Origin of the sequence: Pacificibacter maritimus (assembly GCF_003814915.1) — a bacterium.
Lineage (GTDB): Bacteria > Pseudomonadota > Alphaproteobacteria > Rhodobacterales > Rhodobacteraceae > Celeribacter > Celeribacter maritimus.
Genome location: NZ_RKQK01000001.1, coordinates 1008982 through 1024842, shown reverse-complemented (window position 1 = coordinate 1024842; position 15861 = coordinate 1008982). Strand labels below are relative to the sequence as shown.

The window sequence follows — 15861 nt, the reverse complement described above, 5'->3', positions numbered from 1 at the left end:
TGCGTAATTTTTGTGCGTTTGTATGCAAATTTCCAGATCTGGCGTCTTGTACGCCGAAAAATGCCATGTTTGAAAATTTTACCACTTGATAAAAAAATTGATCATGCAACGGTAAGAGCAAGAAAAAGTGATCCCCACGGAGAATCTCATGCCCAACAGTGAACGCACACCAGGTCTGGCCACAGCCCGTTTGCCAAAAGACGCATACGCTGAGCGATTTACAGATCTACACCCACAACTGGACGACCATGAAGCACAGGTGGCAGCGGATCGTTGCTATTTTTGCTACGACGCCCCATGTATGACGGCCTGTCCAACGTCAATCGATATTCCACTCTTTATTCGTCAAATTGTGACAGGCACGCCCGAAGCTGCGGCGAAAACAATTTTTGATCAAAATATTTTGGGCGGAATGTGCGCAAGGGTGTGCCCCACTGAAACCCTATGTGAAGAAGTCTGCGTGCGCGAAATTGCTGAAGGCAAACCAGTGAAAATTGGCCAATTGCAGCGCTACGCGACGGACACTTTAATGGAAAAATCCGCACATCCGTATCAGCGTGGCGCAGCAACGGGGAAAACCGTTGCAGTGGTCGGCGCAGGGCCTGCGGGCCTATCGGCGGCGCACCGTCTGGCAATGTTAGGTCACGACATAACTTTGTTTGACGCACGCAAAAAACTGGGCGGTCTGAATGAATTTGGGATCGCCAGCTACAAATCGACCGATGATTTTGCGCAAAAAGAGGTCGATTGGCTTTTGTCTATCGGCGGAATTACTGTCGAAGCGGGCCGCGCTCTTGGTGACGATCTTACACTTGAAAGCTTGAATTCCGAATTTGATGCGGTGTTTCTATCCATCGGCTTGGGTGGTGTGAATGCCCTACGCGCAGACGGAACGGACTTGGACGGTGTCGAGGATGCCGTCGATTTCATCGCGCGTTTGCGTCAAGCTCAGGATCTATCGACATTATCCGTCGGGCGCGATGTCGTGGTCATCGGTGGCGGTATGACGGCAGTGGATGCGGCCGTGCAGGCTAAGCTTTTGGGGGCGCAAAACGTGACGATGGCCTACCGCCGCGGCAAAGACCGTATGGGCGCGTCGCAATATGAACAAGACTTGGCGACGTCAAAAGGCGTGAACATCGTCTACAACGCTCAACCCATAGCAATTTTGGGCGAGGGTGCCTGTCGCGGCGTCAGTTTTGAATACACAGCAGACATTGATGGAGCACTAAAAGGGACTGGCGAAATGGTGGAATTCCGCGCCGATCAGGTTCTGGTTGCGATTGGCCAAACGCTTAAAGATGCGCCGCAGGGGCTAACACTCCAAGGCGGAAAAATAGCCGTTGATGTCTATGGAAAAACCACAGTTGAAAAGGTCTGGGCAGGGGGAGACTGTGCCTCTGGCGGCGATGATCTGACCGTGACAGCGGTGGCCGAAGGTCGCGATGCGGCGATGGATATTCACTCAGTTTTGATGGGAAAGGGCTAAGATATGGCTGATCTAACAAGCGAATTTTGCGGTATTAAATCTCCAAACCCGTTTTGGTTGGCCTCAGCGCCACCGACTGACAAAGAATACAACGTGCGCCGCGCTTTTGAAGCTGGATGGGGCGGTGTTGTTTGGAAAACGCTCGGCGCAGAAGGTCCGCCCGTGGTCAATGTCAACGGGCCGCGTTACGGCGCGATTTTTGGCGCTGACCGCCGCCTTTTGGGTCTCAACAACATCGAGTTGATCACCGATCGCCCCTTGGAAGTGAACCTTGCCGAAATGACCCGTGTGAAAAAGGATTACCCTGATCGCGCTTTGATCGCATCGGTGATGGTGCCTTGTGACGAGAAAAGCTGGAAAGATATTTTGCCGCGCATTGCCGAAACGGGCTGCGACGGGTTCGAACTGAACTTTGGCTGTCCGCACGGTATGGCTGAGCGTGGCATGGGCTCCGCTGTGGGGCAGGTGCCTGAATATATCGAGATGGTGACGCGTTGGTGTAAAGAGGCCACAGGCCTGCCGATCATCGTGAAACTGACGCCAAATATCAGCAATATCCTATTGCCAGCCGAGGCCGCGAAACGCGGTGGTGCTGACGCTGTGTCTTTGATCAATACGATCAATTCCATCACGGGCGTGAATTTGGATAGCTTTAGCCCTGAACCGATGATTGATGGCAAAGGCACCCATGGTGGCTATTGTGGCCCTGCTGTGAAGCCTATCGCGATGAACATGGTCGCGGAAATTGCACGTAACCCTGAAACACATGATCTTCCTATTTCGGGCATCGGTGGCGTGACCACTTGGCGCGATGCGGCCGAATTCTTGGCGCTCGGGGCAGGGAACGTACAGGTCTGTACGGCTGTTATGACCTATGGGTTTAAAGTGGTCGAAGAAATGATTTCAGGCTTGTCGCAATATTTGGACGAAAAGGGCATGACATCTGTTGCTGAATTGTCTGGCAAGGCCGTGCCAAATGTTACCGATTGGCAGTATTTGAACCTGAACCATGTGACCAAAGCTGTCATCGACCAAGATGAATGTATTTCCTGTGGGCGCTGCTACGCGGCTTGTGAAGATACATCGCATCAGGCGATTTCAATGACACCAGACCGTGTTTTCGAAGTGATGGATGACGAATGTGTCGCCTGTAACCTTTGTGTGAATGTTTGCCCAATTGAAGGCTGTATCACGATGAAAACTTTGGACGCGGGCGATCTGGATGAACGCACGGGCAAGGTTGTGACGAAGGACTATGGCAATTGGACCGAGCATCCAAATAACCCTTCTGCGACGGCTGCTGAATAGTCAGATTTTTCGCGCAACACGAAACAGGTCATACTCCCCGTGCAGTTTTGCGCGGGGATTTTGCGTCATTGGTGCCTGCGCGTCTGGCCGCCGTCAGATTTAGCTCATGTCATCAATTGAGCTTGTGGATTTTCGGTAAGGTGGAACCAGCGTGGCACTTGGTCCCGCATAGGCCGCTTCGCGATCTTGTGCTTCGCTTGAAACGGGGGATGGAGATAGTGCCAGATTTGTATCTATGTTTTCAGATATGGCAGGTATTTCGGGCCTATCTTGTCGCGCGTTGCGGTGTTCCGTTGGGCGCGATTCATCTGTTGTTTTCCCGTCAAAGCCTGTGACAGTTTGCGGTGAAACAACAGGTGCAATCGCCGCTTCATCGAGTGTGATTGCGCGTTTTGCTTCGACCTGTGCAATGATGTTACGCAAATCACTTTCGACTTCCAAAACACTGGCTTGAAAAGACGGTGTTGGTCCTGTCAGCATGTTCGGGTCGTAATCTTCCCGCGGCGTATTGGTGTCACTGACAGGCTTAGGCTCATAGGGGCCCGATTGATCTTGCGCTATTGTTTTGCTGCCGCTTTCGCCAGTTTGGCGCGGCAGGTTTGCTTTTTGGTTATCGCCTGTATCGCCACCATGTGTGGCCTCGGCAACTTTGGGAACAGCTGGCACTGATAGGTCGGCATTGGACCGTATCGTCCCACCGCCTGACACGGCCTGCACGCCAAATAGATCAGTCATACCGAACTCCTTTAAGTAGGAGCCCCCACAGCTTTCACTGTCACAGCTTATGGTTTCGAACTGGTAAACGTTTACAGAAATTTAAGGCTTTGGTTAACAAAGTGTCACCTCACCCCCTGCGCTCCGCTCGCTTTAAGGTTTCAACATCTGACGGAACATACGTTCTAAAAATACGGCTGCGTCATCAAAATGTGCGTCATCATCCGCAGCCAAGATGCCCCGAATTTGCGCGTCAAAATCGGCATAATGCTGCGTTGTGGCCCAAATCGAAAAAATCAGATGATAAGGATCGATTGATGCGATTTTACCCGCCTGAGACCAGCCTGCGATAACGCCCACTTTTTCATCAACTAAAAATTTCAAATCACCGCTGATCTTATCACCAACGTTGGGAGCACCTTGTACAATTTCATTGGCAAACAGTCGACTTTCACGCGGAAATTCGCGCGCCATGCTGAGTTTGCGCAGCACATATGACAGGATTTCTTCGATAGGATCACCGTGCGCATCAAGTTCGCGCAAAGGGTCCAACCAAGTGGTCATCAAACGGTCGATCAGCGCGCGGTGAATGGCCACTTTTGACGGGAAGTAATATAGCAAATTGGGTTTAGAAAGCGCGGCTTCTTGGGCGATTTGATCCAAGGTGGCGCCTCGAAATCCATGTTGAGAGAACACATTTAAAGCGGCTTCCAAAATCGTTTGGTGGTTTTTCTTTTGAATACGGGTTCGCGGCGTCTTTTCTCGCATGGATTGGCGATTCCTTTTATGCGCAATTTTCTTGTCTTTATTGGTATAGGATCGCTGAAAAAAACACTATTCCCAAACAAACATGCCTGAATTTTGCACAAATACATATTTCGCATGAAAATCAGGCAGGAGACCACGCTTGACGCATTCTGGTGCGCTGCTAACGTAGTCTTGACCAAATGGTCAAAGATGCACTGCCCCGATGGGCTAAATAACTTTATTCATGCGACAGCCTTGTCATAAAGAACGAAGGTGATGGAATCGCGGCTCTCAGCTCAAGAACTGTGCAGCGATGAGACTACAGAAAGGCTGATGTTTGTCACAGAGGTGCCAAACATCAGACGCAAAACCCACCCTATTTGCGCGAGCAAAAGGATTTAAATGTAACGCAAGTTAAGCGGAGTTATTCAACCAGCATCACCAAGAGTGCTGGTGCGCCAACCATAAGCGCTGTGATGATTGCGAGTGAAGTAGTAAGACCTTTGAACATGCGTTCCTCCTGTTGATATGAAACAGTCAGGTAGAGCGACTTGAAAATTTGACCAGATAAAGAGCTGCATCTTTTTGCAGATCGAAACGGAGAACGGCAAATGACCCTTTCTAAGCCCAAAAACGACACGTCGAATATGCGGATCAATCCAGCACGGCTTTGGGACAGTTTGATGGACATGGCCAAAATCGGCCCTGGTATCGCGGGGGGCAACAATCGCCAAACTTTGACCGATGAAGATGCCGAAGGGCGCGCACTGTTTCAATCATGGTGTGAGGCTGCGGGTATGACCATGGGTGTGGACACTATGGGCAATATGTTTGCCACGCGGGCAGGCGAAGACCCTGACGCTTTGCCAGTTTACATGGGTTCGCATTTAGACACCCAGCCCACAGGCGGCAAATATGACGGGGTTCTGGGGGTGCTTGGTGGATTGGAAGCTGTGCGCACAATGAATGACCTTGGGGTTAAAACCAAACATCCCATCGTGGTTGCCAACTGGACCAACGAAGAGGGCACGCGTTTTGCGCCTGCTATGCTGGCCTCAGGCGTTTTTGCGGGCAAACATACCCAAGATTGGGCTTATGATCGTGTCGATGCCGAAGGGCTAACCTTTGGCGATGAATTGAAACGCATCGGATGGGTCGGGTCAGAACCTGTAGGGGCACGCAAAATGCATGCCATGTTTGAGCTGCACATCGAACAAGGCCCGATTTTGGAAGCCGAAGGAAAAGACATCGGCGTTGTCACACACGGTCAGGGGCTGCGCTGGATCGAATGCACTGTGACGGGCAAAGAAAGCCACACAGGCTCCACCCCGATGCCGATGCGTAAAAACGCAGGGCGCGGTTTGGCGCGGATCACGGAACTGGTGCATGAAATTGCAATGAAACATCAGCCCAATTCTGTTGGCGCCATTGGTCACGTGGATGTCTATCCGAATTCTCGCAATATTATTCCAGGTAAAGTGGTCTTTACCATCGATTTTCGGTCGCATTTGCAAGACGTCATTGATGCCATGCTGGAAGAATTCTATGATAAAGCTCCAAAGCTTTGCGAAGACATCGACGTGACGCTTGAAACCGAAATCGTTGGCCAATTCAACCCGCCTGCCTTTGACGATGCTTGCGTGTCTGCCGTACGCAACGCCGCCGAAACTCTGGGATATAGCCACATGGATATCGTGTCAGGGGCAGGCCATGACGCCTGTTGGATCAATGATCTATACCCAACAGCGATGATCATGTGCCCCTGTGTGGATGGCTTGTCACATAACGAAGCCGAAGACATCAGCCCTGAATGGGCCGCAGCTGGGGCAGATGTCTTATTGCATGCAGTGCTAGAGAGCGCCGAAATTGTAAACTGAGACTATGACTAGAATATATGGCGTTTCAGCATCAGCGATCGCGCCGAACGGGGGAACCTATGACTAAAGTGATCAAAAACGGAACGATTGTCACCGCTGATTTGACCTATCAGGCCGATGTAAAAATCGCAGATGGCAAGATCATAGAAATCGGTGCTGATTTATCTGGCGATGAGATCATCGACGCTGCGGGATGCTACATTATGCCGGGAGGTATCGATCCGCATACCCACCTTGAAATGCCGTTTATGGGAACTCATTCCACCGATGATTTCGCCTCTGGCACCCGCGCCGCTTTGGCGGGTGGCACCACAATGGTCGTGGACTTTTGCCTACCTGCGCCAGGTGAAAGCCTGTTGGACGCTTTGAAAGTTTGGGACAATAAATCGGCGCAGGCTTCGTGTGATTATTCTTTCCACATGGCGATCACATGGTGGGGCGAACAAGTCTTTGATGAAATGAAAATCATCACCGAAGAAAAAGGTATCAACACATTCAAACATTTCCTTGCCTACAAAGGAGCTTTGATGGTGAATGATGACGAACTTTACAGCTCATTCAAGCGCTGTGCAGAACTTGGGGCGACGCCGCTTGTACATGCCGAAAATGGCGATGTGATTGCCGAACTCACAGCCCAGCTTTTGGAACAAGGTAACACGGGTCCCGAAGGTCACGCTTATTCTCGCCCGACACAAGTCGAAGGCGAAGCCACCAACCGCGCTATCATGATTGCCGATATGGCTGGCGCGCCTTTATACGTGGTGCATACCTCTTGCGAAGAAGCCCACGAAGCGATCCGCCGCGCCAAAATGCAAGGCAAACGCGTTTGGGGCGAACCTTTGGTGCAGCATCTTGTCTTGGATGAAAGTGAATATTTCCACGAAGATTGGGATCACGCCGCACGCCGCGTTATGTCGCCGCCCTTCCGCAACAAACAGCACCAAGACAGCCTATGGGCTGGGTTGGCATCGGGCACCTTGTCATGTGTTGCCACCGATCACTGCGCCTTTACAACTGAACAAAAACGGTTTGGCTTGGGTGACTTTTCCAAAATCCCGAATGGCACTGGCGGCTTAGAAGATCGCTTGCCTGTTTTGTGGACCAAGGGCGTCAACACAGGGCGTATCACCATGAATGAATTCGTGGCTGTCACATCGACCAATATCGCCAAGATCCTGAACTGTTACCCGCAAAAAGGCGCTGTTTTGGTGGGGTCTGATGCGGATTTGATCGTTTGGGATCCGAACGCCAGCAAGACAATCACTGCAGATGCACAGGCTTCAGCCATTGATTACAACGTCTTCGAAGGGATCGAGGTACTAGGTTTGCCGCGCTATGTGCTTACGCGCGGATACATGGCCGTAGACAAAGGCGTGATCAAAGCGAAAGAGGGACACGGTGAATTTGTCGCCCGTGACGCCAACGCATCGGTGAATACAGCTTTGTCAAAATGGAAAGATCTCACAGCGCCGCGCCCCGTGGAACGCAGCGGCATACCCGCAACTGGGGTGTAAGACCGCCTGCGCAAAGGTGAAAAAGGGGCAGGCGGCGCAATTCGCCTGTTTCAAAACAGGGACGACTTACAGATCTCGCGCAAAGTGAGGCAGAAAGACCAGCCATGAAAAAGCCAGTTATAGATGTGTCCGGCGTGGACCTAACCTTTCCAACCAATGACGGTGCAGTGCAGGCGCTGAAAAATGTCGATTTACAGATCAACAAAGGCGATTTCGTTTCTTTTATTGGGCCTTCCGGCTGCGGAAAAACCACTCTTTTGCGCTGTATCGCGGGGTTAGAAACACCGACAGATGGTCAGCTTACCGTTAATGGACTGACCCCGACAGAGGCACGAAAAGCGCGATCATACGGCTATGTGTTTCAAGCGGCAGGATTGTACCCGTGGCGCACGATTGGCGGAAATGTGAAACTTCCATTGGAAATTATGCGCTTTTCCAAAGAAGAACAGGCTAAGCGTGTTCGAAAAGTGCTAGAACTTGTTGACCTAGAAGGTTTTGAAAAGAAATACCCATGGCAACTATCAGGCGGTATGCAGCAACGCGCATCCATCGCCCGCGCTTTGGCTTTTGATGCCGATATTTTATTGATGGACGAACCTTTCGGGGCTTTGGATGAAATCGTACGTGACCACCTGAATGAACAGGTCCTCAAGCTTTGGGCGCGTACCGAAAAGACCATCGCTTTCGTTACGCATTCTATTCCCGAAGCGGTCTATCTAAGCACCAAAATTGTCGTTATGTCACCACGACCTGGTCGGATAACAGACATCATCGAAAGCCCTTTGCCTAAAGAACGCCCCTTAGAAATCCGCGACAGTCCCGAATTTATCGAGATTGCGCATCGCGTGCGCGACGGCCTGCGTGCAGGGCATGAGGGGTAAGATCGCTATGACATTCCGTCGTTCAATATTGCCTATTTTGACCGTTGTCGTCGCTTTGGTGGTGATTTGGTACGGGGCCGCGATCAAAATGAATTCGACATGGACCTTTGATCAAGCGGCACGCGCGGGCACCAGCCCCAGCCTGTCAGAGGTCATCGGCGATACCATGCAGCAGTCGCGCCCCTTGCTGCCTGTCCCTCATCAAGTGGTTTCAGAGCTTTGGAAAACCACGGTTGAAAAGAAAATCACCTCGAAACGATCTTTGGTGTATCAGGGCTTTATCACCTTAAAAACAACACTTTGGGGCTTTGCTTTAGGCATTGTGATCGGGGTCGGGCTGGCTGCAATCATCGTGCTCAGCCGTATCGGACGCCTCAGCTTGATGCCTTGGGCGATTATTTCGCAGACCATTCCGATTGTGGCCCTCGCGCCAATTATTGTCATTCTCAGCAATGCAGCGGGAGCAGGGACTTTGTTGGTCCCCAAAGCCATAATCGCCGCCTATCTTAGCTTTTTTCCTGTGATGGTCAGTATGGTAAAAGGCCTGTCTAGTCCTGATCACATGCAGCTTGACCTGTTGCGAACTTACGGCGCGGGACCGCGTGCCGTGTTTTGGAAACTGCGTGTGCCTGCCTCTATGCCTTACTTCTTTGCCTCTTTGAAAGTCAGCGTGGCCGCGGCTTTTGTTGGTGCAGTGGTCGGCGAATTGTCCACCAGTGCCATTGCTGGGCTAGGCGCTCGGATGTTGATCGGGTCACAATTTGGCGAACCGATGATCATGTGGGCCGCGTTATTTGCCGCAGCGATCCTTGCTGGGCTTTTGATCGTTACCATCGGCGGACTTGAACAAATCCTGCGCCGTGCCATGGGAGGGCGTCCAGTATGAGACAAAAAGATACACAATTCGAACGTATCGCCTATCCCGTTGGGTTTGGTCTTTTGGTTTTGGTCCTATGGGAAATCGGGGTGCATCTGTTCAATGTCTCTCCTGCACTTTTGCCTGCACCAAGTGCCATCGGTGCTGCGATTGCGAGTTCTGCCGCGATCTTATGGGGCGACTGGGTTCAGACCGTGCTAAAAGGTGCGTTGAATGGCATTTGGATGGGCAGCCTTGCAGGCATCGCATTGGCCTTGGTGGTTGACCGCTTTGTCTTTTTGAAACGTGGCTTGATGCCTGTCGCCAACTTTTTTGCAGCCCTTCCAATTGTAGGTCTCGCCCCGATTATGGTGATGTGGTTCGGCTTTGATTGGCATTCAAAAGCAGCAGTCGTTGCGATCATGGTTTTCTTTCCCATGTTGGTGAACACACTTGCAGGTCTGTCTGCGGCCGATACCATGCAACGCGATTTAATGCGGACCTATGCGGCAGGCCATGTGGCGACTTTGATGAAATTGCGCATTCCCGCGGCCCTGCCTTTTGTGTTTACGGGACTTAAAATTTCGACAACTTTGGCGCTGATTGGGGCTATCGTTGCTGAATATTTTGGCTCTCCTATCCGTGGTATGGGTTTTCGCATCACCACAGAGATGGGACGCTTGGCAACTGATATGGTTTGGGCTGAAATCTTTATATCTGCACTCACGGGCACCGCACTTTACGGTTTGGTCGCTCTCATTGAGAAAAGGGTGACCTTTTGGCACCCGTCACACCGCGGGTAACCGCATCAAAATTGCACGGGGAAAACCTCGGCAGTTCAACAACTTGGAGGTTGTACTATGAAAAATCTAATGATGAGCGCAAGTGTTCTTGCTGCGATGACAACGGGCGCTTTTGCAGCGGACGATGTAACATTGCAGTTGAAATGGGTGACCCAAGCGCAATTCGCGGGCTACTATGTGGCCTTGGAAAAAGGCCTGTATGAGGAAGCCGATTTGAACGTCACTATTAAGCCTGGTGGGCCTGATGTGGCACCTGTGCAAGTGCTGTTGGGCGGCGGTGCGGATGTGATGGTTGACTGGATGCCATCTGCTTTGGCGGCACGTGAAAATGGTGCGCCAGTGGTGAATATTGCGCAGCCTTTCAAATCATCTGGCATGATGTTGACCTGTTTGAAAGAAAGCGGCGTGACTTCGCCTGAAGATTTCGCAGGCAGCACCTTGGGCGTTTGGTTTTACGGCAATGAATATCCGTTCTTGAGCTGGATGGGCAAACTTGGCATCGCTACGGATGGTTCTGAAGGTGGTGTGAATGTCTTGAAACAGGGCTTTAACGTTGATCCCTTGTTGCAAAAACAGGCGGCCTGTATTTCTACCATGACCTATAACGAATACTGGCAGGTGATTGACGCTGGTATTTCTGAGGACGAGTTGGTCACATTCAAATACGAAGACCAAGGCGTGGCCACACTGGAAGATGGGCTTTACGTTTTAGAAGACAGCCTAGAAGATGCTGAATTCAAAGATAAAATGGCACGCTTTGTCAAAGCTTCGATGGACGGATGGACATGGGCTGCTGAAAACCCAGAAGAAGCTGCTGAAATCGTTTTGGAATATGACGAAACTGGCGCACAGACCGAAAAGCATCAAATCCGTATGATGGGCGAAGTTGCCAAATTGATCGAAGGGTCAACAGGGGCACTTGAGATGGCTGATTACGACCGCACCGTGGAATCGCTTTTATCGGGCGGGTCCGATCCTGTGATCACAAAGACACCTGAGGGTGCATATACGATGGAAATCACGGATATGGCGTTTAACTAATCGCAATGTCTTACTGATAAAATAAGAGAAGGCCCCGCATGAAAACAGCGGGGCTTTTTTACATTAGATGAGCTGCAAATCCCCGAAAAACCTCTGCCCCTGTGCGCAGTTTGAAACGCGCTAAGCTTGCTGCCCGCTGTGGGTCTATGCTGCCCAAGTAGAGCCGTGTGACTCCTTGTGATTTTAACACTTTGATCGCCTGCCACAGGATCAAATTATGGGCATTTATCGCACGACCCTGTGGGCCAGTGTGGCCGATATGATATGTGGCGCTGTTGCCGTGTTTTAAAAACAACATCTGGGCATCAAGCACTTCAAACAGCCGCAATGATCTTGGGGCAACTTCTTGCAATGCCAAGGTAAATTCTGGCGGTATGGCGCGGTAATTTACCTGTGCTTGACGCTGTTTTTCGGCAGCTAAAAGCGGCATCAGCGCTTGTGGGCGTGGTTGAACTTGTGCGGATTTTACACCGGCCTTTTCAGCCTTGCGCAGTGCATTGCGCCATTTCCCGTGCAGGTTCGCCCGCAGCCTATCTAGGTCTTGAGAAATGTCCAATATACAGTGGGATGTCGCCTTTGACAGCGGCAGCTTACCCAGTGGCTTGTTTGGAGTGCCGATGAAAATGTGCGGCCATGCCTGCGGCTGTTTCAAGGCGGAAAGGGCGGTCTCTTTGTTGACCGAAGGGCACAGCAATGGCCCTCCAGTGGAAAGCGATAGATGCACGCCTACATATTTGCGACTGACGGTTTGCGAAAGGGCAACTGGCACATCGCCGTGCATCACTGCAATCCGTTCAACCCTGCGCCCTAGGCGTGCCGCAGCGGCGCCATAGATCCAGCGCTGCCCTAAAGGTGCTTGAAAGTGATCGCACAGGCGATCCCAATGTTTTTCAGTGGTTACAGGCAGCGCTTGCATGGTTTTAGCAATGTCATGCAAAAGAAAATTTATGGTTAACCAAGGCGCAATTCGACGATGAATTTTTGACGCCGCAGGCAAAAGACCGCCTTGTCTAAAAGGCGGCCTTGAGCAGCAAATTTGCGGTATTATGCCTCTGAATTATAGATCGAATTCGCGATCAAATCATCCACGACTGAAGGATCGGCAAGGGTAGAGGTGTCGCCCAAGCTGCCTGTGTCATTTTCGGCGATTTTGCGCAGGATACGACGCATGATTTTACCTGAGCGTGTTTTGGGCAAGCCCGGCGCCCATTGAATGAAATCAGGCTTGGCTATGGGGCCTATTTCTGTGCGCACCCATGTTTCCAGTTCCTTTTTTAAGGCTTCAGATGGGGTTTGGTCATTCATCAATGTGACATAGGCATAAATGCCTTGGCCCTTGATTTCATGGGGAAAGCCAACGACTGCCGCCTCTGCAACAGTGGCGTTTGCGACCAATGCGCTTTCCACTTCGGCGGTGCCCATACGGTGGCCTGACACATTGATCACATCGTCCACGCGACCCGTGATCCAGTAGTAGCCATCGGCATCGCGGCGGCACCCATCACCCGAAAAGTAGTAGCCTTTGTATTGTTGAAAATATGTTTCCTGGAAACGCTCATGATCGCCCCAAACCGTACGCATTTGACCAGGCCAAGAGTCTTTGAGACATAGAACCCCTTCGGCCTCGGTCGTCGTGATTTCTTCGCCTGTCGTCGGGTCCAAGATAACGGGTTGTACGCCAAAAAATGGCAATGTGGCAGAGCCTGGTTTGGTTGGCACAGCGCCTGGAATTGGTGCTAAAAGATGCCCGCCCGTTTCGGTTTGCCACCATGTGTCCACGATGGGGGCGCGGCCTTTGCCGACAACGTCATTGTACCAATTCCACGCCTCTGGATTGATCGGTTCGCCCACGGTGCCTAAGACTTTGATGTCGGACAGGTCATAGTTTTCGACGAAAGAATTGCCTTGGCCCATTAAAGCGCGCAGCGCGGTGGGAGCGGTATAGAATTGATTGACCTTGTGCTTTTCACAGACTGCCCAAAAGCGCCCAGCATCAGGGTAGGTGGGCACGCCTTCGAACATCAAAGTGGTCGCGCCATTGGCTAATGGACCATAGACAATATAGCTGTGACCCGTGACCCACCCCACATCGGCGGTACACCAAAACACATCGCCGTCATGATAATCGAACACATATTTATGAGTCATAGCCGCATAGGCCAGATAGCCGCCAGAGGTATGCACAACGCCTTTTGGCTTGCCTGTTGATCCAGATGTGTAGAGTACAAACAGCGGATCTTCGGCGTTCATCGGGCGAGGCGGACAATCGGGTGAGGCGTGTTGCATCAGAAATTTGACATCGACATCGCGATTTTCAGTCCATGAAATTTGATCGCCTGTATGTTTCACAACAAGACAGCGCACTTTGTCTGAACAGTGCAACAATGCGGCATCAGCGTTGGATTTCAACGCCGTTTTGCGCCCGCCGCGTGGCGCTGTATCGGCTGTGATCAGGATTTTTGCGCCTGAATCGTTGATGCGATTGGCCAAAGCATCAGGGGAAAATCCAGCGAAAACAATAGAATGAATAGCGCCGATGCGAGCGCAGGCCAGCATAGCATAGGCAGCTTCAGGGATCATCGGCAGATAGATCACCACACGATCCCCGCGCATTACCCCTTGGGACAAGAGCACATTGGCAAAGCGGTTCACTTTGTCGGAGAGCGCGTTGTAAGTGATATGTTGGGCGGGATCATTGGGATCATCAGGTTCGAAAATAATGGCAGTTTGATCGCCGCGTGTGGCCAGATGGCGATCAATGCAATTGGCTGACACATTCAAAACACCATCCGCGTACCACTTGATATCCACCTTGCCGAAATTGAAATCGGTCTGTTTGACTTGGGTGTAGGGCGTGATCCAATCCAAGATTTTTCCCTGATCGCCCCAAAATTTCTCAGGATCCGCAAGGGACTCTGCATACATCGCGTCATAGCCTGCGCGGTCAAGATGCGCAGTGTCTGTAAAGCTTTGTGAGGGTGAATGTGTGGTATGTGTCATGCTGTTCCTCCGCGGATTTTTGATGATCCGCCCGTCTTATACTGCTGATGTCCTTGCCTTGGGCAAAACCCAAAGCAAGGCGCCAAGTTAAATAGCTAGATATTCAGCGCGCAGGGTTTCATTTTCTAAAACCTCTTTGGCTGAACCATCATAGACGACCGTCCCTGTGTCGAGAATGACCGCACGATCAGCAAGGTTCAATGCCCTTACGGCATTTTGTTCGACCAAAATGGTTGTGATCCCTTGGGCTTTGATGATGCGCAGTGTCTTTTCTATCTCATCTACAATAACAGGCGCCAAGCCTTCATAGGGTTCATCGAGAAGTAACACTTTGATATCGCGGGCTAAAGCACGTGCGATCGACAGCATTTGTTGCTCGCCTCCTGACAAGGTCACGCCTTCTTGCTTGCGCCGTTCTTTGAGACGCGGGAACAATTCATAGATGCGATCCAGTGACCAGCCTACAGGTTCGACGATCTGCGCCAGTTGCAGGTTTTCTTCGACCGTTAGGCCGGGAATGATACGACGGTCTTCGGGCACCAAACCCAAGCCCGCGATGGCTGCTTCGTGTGACTTCATTGTGTGCAGGTGTTGGTGATCAAGCCAAATTTCACCGCGTGTCACCATCGGATCATCCAAGCGGGCGATCGCGCGCAGGGTGGATGTTTTGCCCGCACCGTTGCGCCCCAAAAGGGCAAGGATTTCGCCCTCGTGAATGTTAAAAGAAATGCCCTGAACGATATAGCTTTCGCCGTAATAGGCATGCAAATCCCAAACCGAAAAATACGCGGGCGCGGTTTCGGCATGATTGGCATTGATGTTTTTTGGTATATCTAGAACTTTTTCGGCCATGATGCGCGCTCCTAAACTTGCTGCGTTTCGCCCAGATAGGCTTCTTTGACCTTGGGGTGGCCTTTGATATTGTCTGGCGTGTCTTCGACGAGTGGTGTGCCTTGGGCTAAGACCGTGATCCGATCCGCCAGTGAAAACACCACATGCATATCGTGTTCGATAATCGCCATGGTGATGTCGCGCTTTTCATGGATTTCCTTGAGCAGATCGATGGTGTTGTTCGTGTCCGCGCGCGCCATGCCAGCCGTTGGTTCATCCAATAACAAAAGGCGTGGATCTTGGGCCAGACACATCGCCATTTCCAATCGGCGTTTGTCACCGCGCGACAGGGACGATCCCTGCATATGACGTTTGTCGATCATATTTACATCGATCAACATCTGTTCAGCCTTTGCACGCACATCAGGTTCCTGCGCAATGCTGGTCAAAGCATTAAGTCGAAAGGCCCCATCGCGTTTGGCAAAACAAGGGATCAGCACGTTTTCCATCACAGTGAGATCGCCAAATATTTCAGGCGTTTGAAACACGCGGCTGATCCCAAGTTGGTTGATTTCATGCGGCTTGCGCCCCAAAAGCGATTGCCCGTCAAATGTCACCGACCCTGTGTCGGGCATAAGCTTTCCGACCAAACAATTGAGCAAAGTGGATTTTCCAGCGCCGTTCGGTCCAATAATGGCATGAACCGAGTTTTCTTTTACGGACAGATTTACATCCCCTAAGGCTTGCAAGCCGCCAAAGCGTTTGTTGATATTTTTGACTTCAAGAATTCCCATTATGAT

Annotated in this window: 14 protein-coding genes; 8 read left to right on the top strand and 6 right to left on the bottom strand. The window is 51.3% G+C overall.

The window, feature by feature from the left end; translation table 11 throughout:
* Nucleotides 1-148: 148 nt before the first annotated feature.
* Both EDD53_RS04725 and preA read left to right on the top strand, forming a co-directional pair.
* Nucleotides 149-1489 carry an NAD(P)-dependent oxidoreductase gene (locus tag EDD53_RS04725; protein ID WP_123792017.1) on the top strand — a complete coding sequence of 447 codons (1341 nt, stop codon included), beginning with the start codon at nucleotides 149-151 and terminating at the stop codon, nucleotides 1487-1489.
* Nucleotides 1490-1492: 3 nt separating this feature from the next.
* Nucleotides 1493-2797, top strand: coding sequence for an NAD-dependent dihydropyrimidine dehydrogenase subunit PreA (preA, locus tag EDD53_RS04720; protein WP_123792016.1), 1305 nt, complete (start codon nucleotides 1493-1495; stop codon nucleotides 2795-2797).
* 99 nt (nucleotides 2798-2896) lie between these two features.
* On the opposite strand, the gene EDD53_RS04715 is transcribed toward preA, so the two are convergent.
* Together EDD53_RS04715 and EDD53_RS04710 are read right to left on the bottom strand one after the other, a co-directional pair.
* Entirely contained in the window at nucleotides 2897-3532 is a 636-nt protein-coding gene (locus EDD53_RS04715; protein WP_123792015.1) for a hypothetical protein, read from the bottom strand.
* Between the two features lie 132 nt (nucleotides 3533-3664).
* Nucleotides 3665-4279 (bottom strand): TetR family transcriptional regulator C-terminal domain-containing protein, encoded by a 615-nt coding sequence (locus EDD53_RS04710; protein WP_123792014.1) that lies wholly within the window; start codon nucleotides 4277-4279, stop codon nucleotides 3665-3667.
* Nucleotides 4280-4869: 590 nt separating this feature from the next.
* On the opposite strand from EDD53_RS04710, the gene EDD53_RS04705 reads away from it, so the two are divergent.
* The 6 genes from EDD53_RS04705 (at nucleotide 4870) to EDD53_RS04680 (ending at nucleotide 11230) form a co-directional block, all read left to right on the top strand.
* The gene (locus tag EDD53_RS04705; RefSeq protein WP_123792013.1) at nucleotides 4870-6135 is read left to right on the top strand and encodes a Zn-dependent hydrolase; all 1266 of its coding nucleotides are present in this window, start codon (nucleotides 4870-4872) and stop codon (nucleotides 6133-6135) included.
* Nucleotides 6136-6194: 59 nt separating this feature from the next.
* Entirely contained in the window at nucleotides 6195-7649 is a 1455-nt protein-coding gene (gene hydA / locus EDD53_RS04700; protein ID WP_123792012.1) for a dihydropyrimidinase, read from the top strand.
* A gap of 104 nt (nucleotides 7650-7753) precedes the next feature.
* Nucleotides 7754-8530 (top strand): ABC transporter ATP-binding protein, encoded by a 777-nt coding sequence (locus tag EDD53_RS04695; protein ID WP_123792011.1) that lies wholly within the window; start codon nucleotides 7754-7756, stop codon nucleotides 8528-8530.
* 7 nt (nucleotides 8531-8537) lie between these two features.
* Complete coding sequence (locus tag EDD53_RS04690; protein WP_170162680.1) at nucleotides 8538-9416, top strand: ABC transporter permease; 879 nt, start codon at nucleotides 8538-8540, stop codon at nucleotides 9414-9416.
* Nucleotides 9413-10189 carry an ABC transporter permease gene (locus tag EDD53_RS04685; RefSeq protein ID WP_123792009.1) on the top strand — a complete coding sequence of 259 codons (777 nt, stop codon included), beginning with the start codon at nucleotides 9413-9415 and terminating at the stop codon, nucleotides 10187-10189. The genes EDD53_RS04690 and EDD53_RS04685 overlap by 4 nt, the downstream gene beginning before the upstream one ends.
* 57 nt (nucleotides 10190-10246) lie before the next feature.
* Nucleotides 10247-11230 carry an ABC transporter substrate-binding protein gene (locus tag EDD53_RS04680; protein WP_123792008.1) on the top strand — a complete coding sequence of 328 codons (984 nt, stop codon included), beginning with the start codon at nucleotides 10247-10249 and terminating at the stop codon, nucleotides 11228-11230.
* A 58-nt stretch (nucleotides 11231-11288) separates the two neighbouring features.
* Here the strand turns inward: EDD53_RS04680 and EDD53_RS04675 are convergent, their stop codons facing one another.
* The 4 genes from EDD53_RS04675 to EDD53_RS04660 all read right to left on the bottom strand — a co-directional run bounded on the left by EDD53_RS04675 (nucleotide 11289) and on the right by EDD53_RS04660 (nucleotide 15855).
* Nucleotides 11289-12167: a GNAT family protein gene (locus EDD53_RS04675; protein WP_123792007.1), complete on the bottom strand. Its 879-nt coding sequence runs from the start codon at nucleotides 12165-12167 to the stop codon at nucleotides 11289-11291.
* Between the two features lie 107 nt (nucleotides 12168-12274).
* Nucleotides 12275-14230, bottom strand: coding sequence for an acetate--CoA ligase (gene acs, locus EDD53_RS04670; RefSeq protein ID WP_123792006.1), 1956 nt, complete (start codon nucleotides 14228-14230; stop codon nucleotides 12275-12277).
* Between the two features lie 87 nt (nucleotides 14231-14317).
* A complete protein-coding gene (locus EDD53_RS04665) occupies nucleotides 14318-15082 on the bottom strand; it encodes an ABC transporter ATP-binding protein (protein ID WP_123792005.1) in 765 nt (254 codons plus the stop codon).
* Nucleotides 15083-15093: 11 nt separating this feature from the next.
* Nucleotides 15094-15855 carry an ABC transporter ATP-binding protein gene (locus tag EDD53_RS04660; RefSeq protein WP_123792004.1) on the bottom strand — a complete coding sequence of 254 codons (762 nt, stop codon included), beginning with the start codon at nucleotides 15853-15855 and terminating at the stop codon, nucleotides 15094-15096.
* Between the last annotated feature and the right edge of the window lie 6 nt (nucleotides 15856-15861).

Excerpts from the sequence above, each read along its gene's own strand:
- EDD53_RS04725 (WP_123792017.1), top strand. The coding sequence starts at position 149 with ATGCCCAACAGTGAACGCACACCAGGTCTGGCCACAGCCCGTTTGCCA.
- preA (WP_123792016.1), top strand. The coding sequence starts at position 1,493 with ATGGCTGATCTAACAAGCGAATTTTGCGGTATTAAATCTCCAAACCCG.
- EDD53_RS04715 (WP_123792015.1), bottom strand. The coding sequence starts at position 3,532 with ATGACTGATCTATTTGGCGTGCAGGCCGTGTCAGGCGGTGGGACGATA.
- EDD53_RS04710 (WP_123792014.1), bottom strand. The coding sequence starts at position 4,279 with ATGCGAGAAAAGACGCCGCGAACCCGTATTCAAAAGAAAAACCACCAA.
- EDD53_RS04705 (WP_123792013.1), top strand. The coding sequence starts at position 4,870 with ATGACCCTTTCTAAGCCCAAAAACGACACGTCGAATATGCGGATCAAT.
- hydA (WP_123792012.1), top strand. The coding sequence starts at position 6,195 with ATGACTAAAGTGATCAAAAACGGAACGATTGTCACCGCTGATTTGACC.
- EDD53_RS04695 (WP_123792011.1), top strand. The coding sequence starts at position 7,754 with ATGAAAAAGCCAGTTATAGATGTGTCCGGCGTGGACCTAACCTTTCCA.
- EDD53_RS04690 (WP_170162680.1), top strand. The coding sequence starts at position 8,538 with ATGACATTCCGTCGTTCAATATTGCCTATTTTGACCGTTGTCGTCGCT.
- EDD53_RS04685 (WP_123792009.1), top strand. The coding sequence starts at position 9,413 with ATGAGACAAAAAGATACACAATTCGAACGTATCGCCTATCCCGTTGGG.
- EDD53_RS04680 (WP_123792008.1), top strand. The coding sequence starts at position 10,247 with ATGAAAAATCTAATGATGAGCGCAAGTGTTCTTGCTGCGATGACAACG.
- acs (WP_123792006.1), bottom strand. The coding sequence starts at position 14,230 with ATGACACATACCACACATTCACCCTCACAAAGCTTTACAGACACTGCG.
- EDD53_RS04665 (WP_123792005.1), bottom strand. The coding sequence starts at position 15,082 with ATGGCCGAAAAAGTTCTAGATATACCAAAAAACATCAATGCCAATCAT.
- EDD53_RS04660 (WP_123792004.1), bottom strand. The coding sequence starts at position 15,855 with ATGGGAATTCTTGAAGTCAAAAATATCAACAAACGCTTTGGCGGCTTG.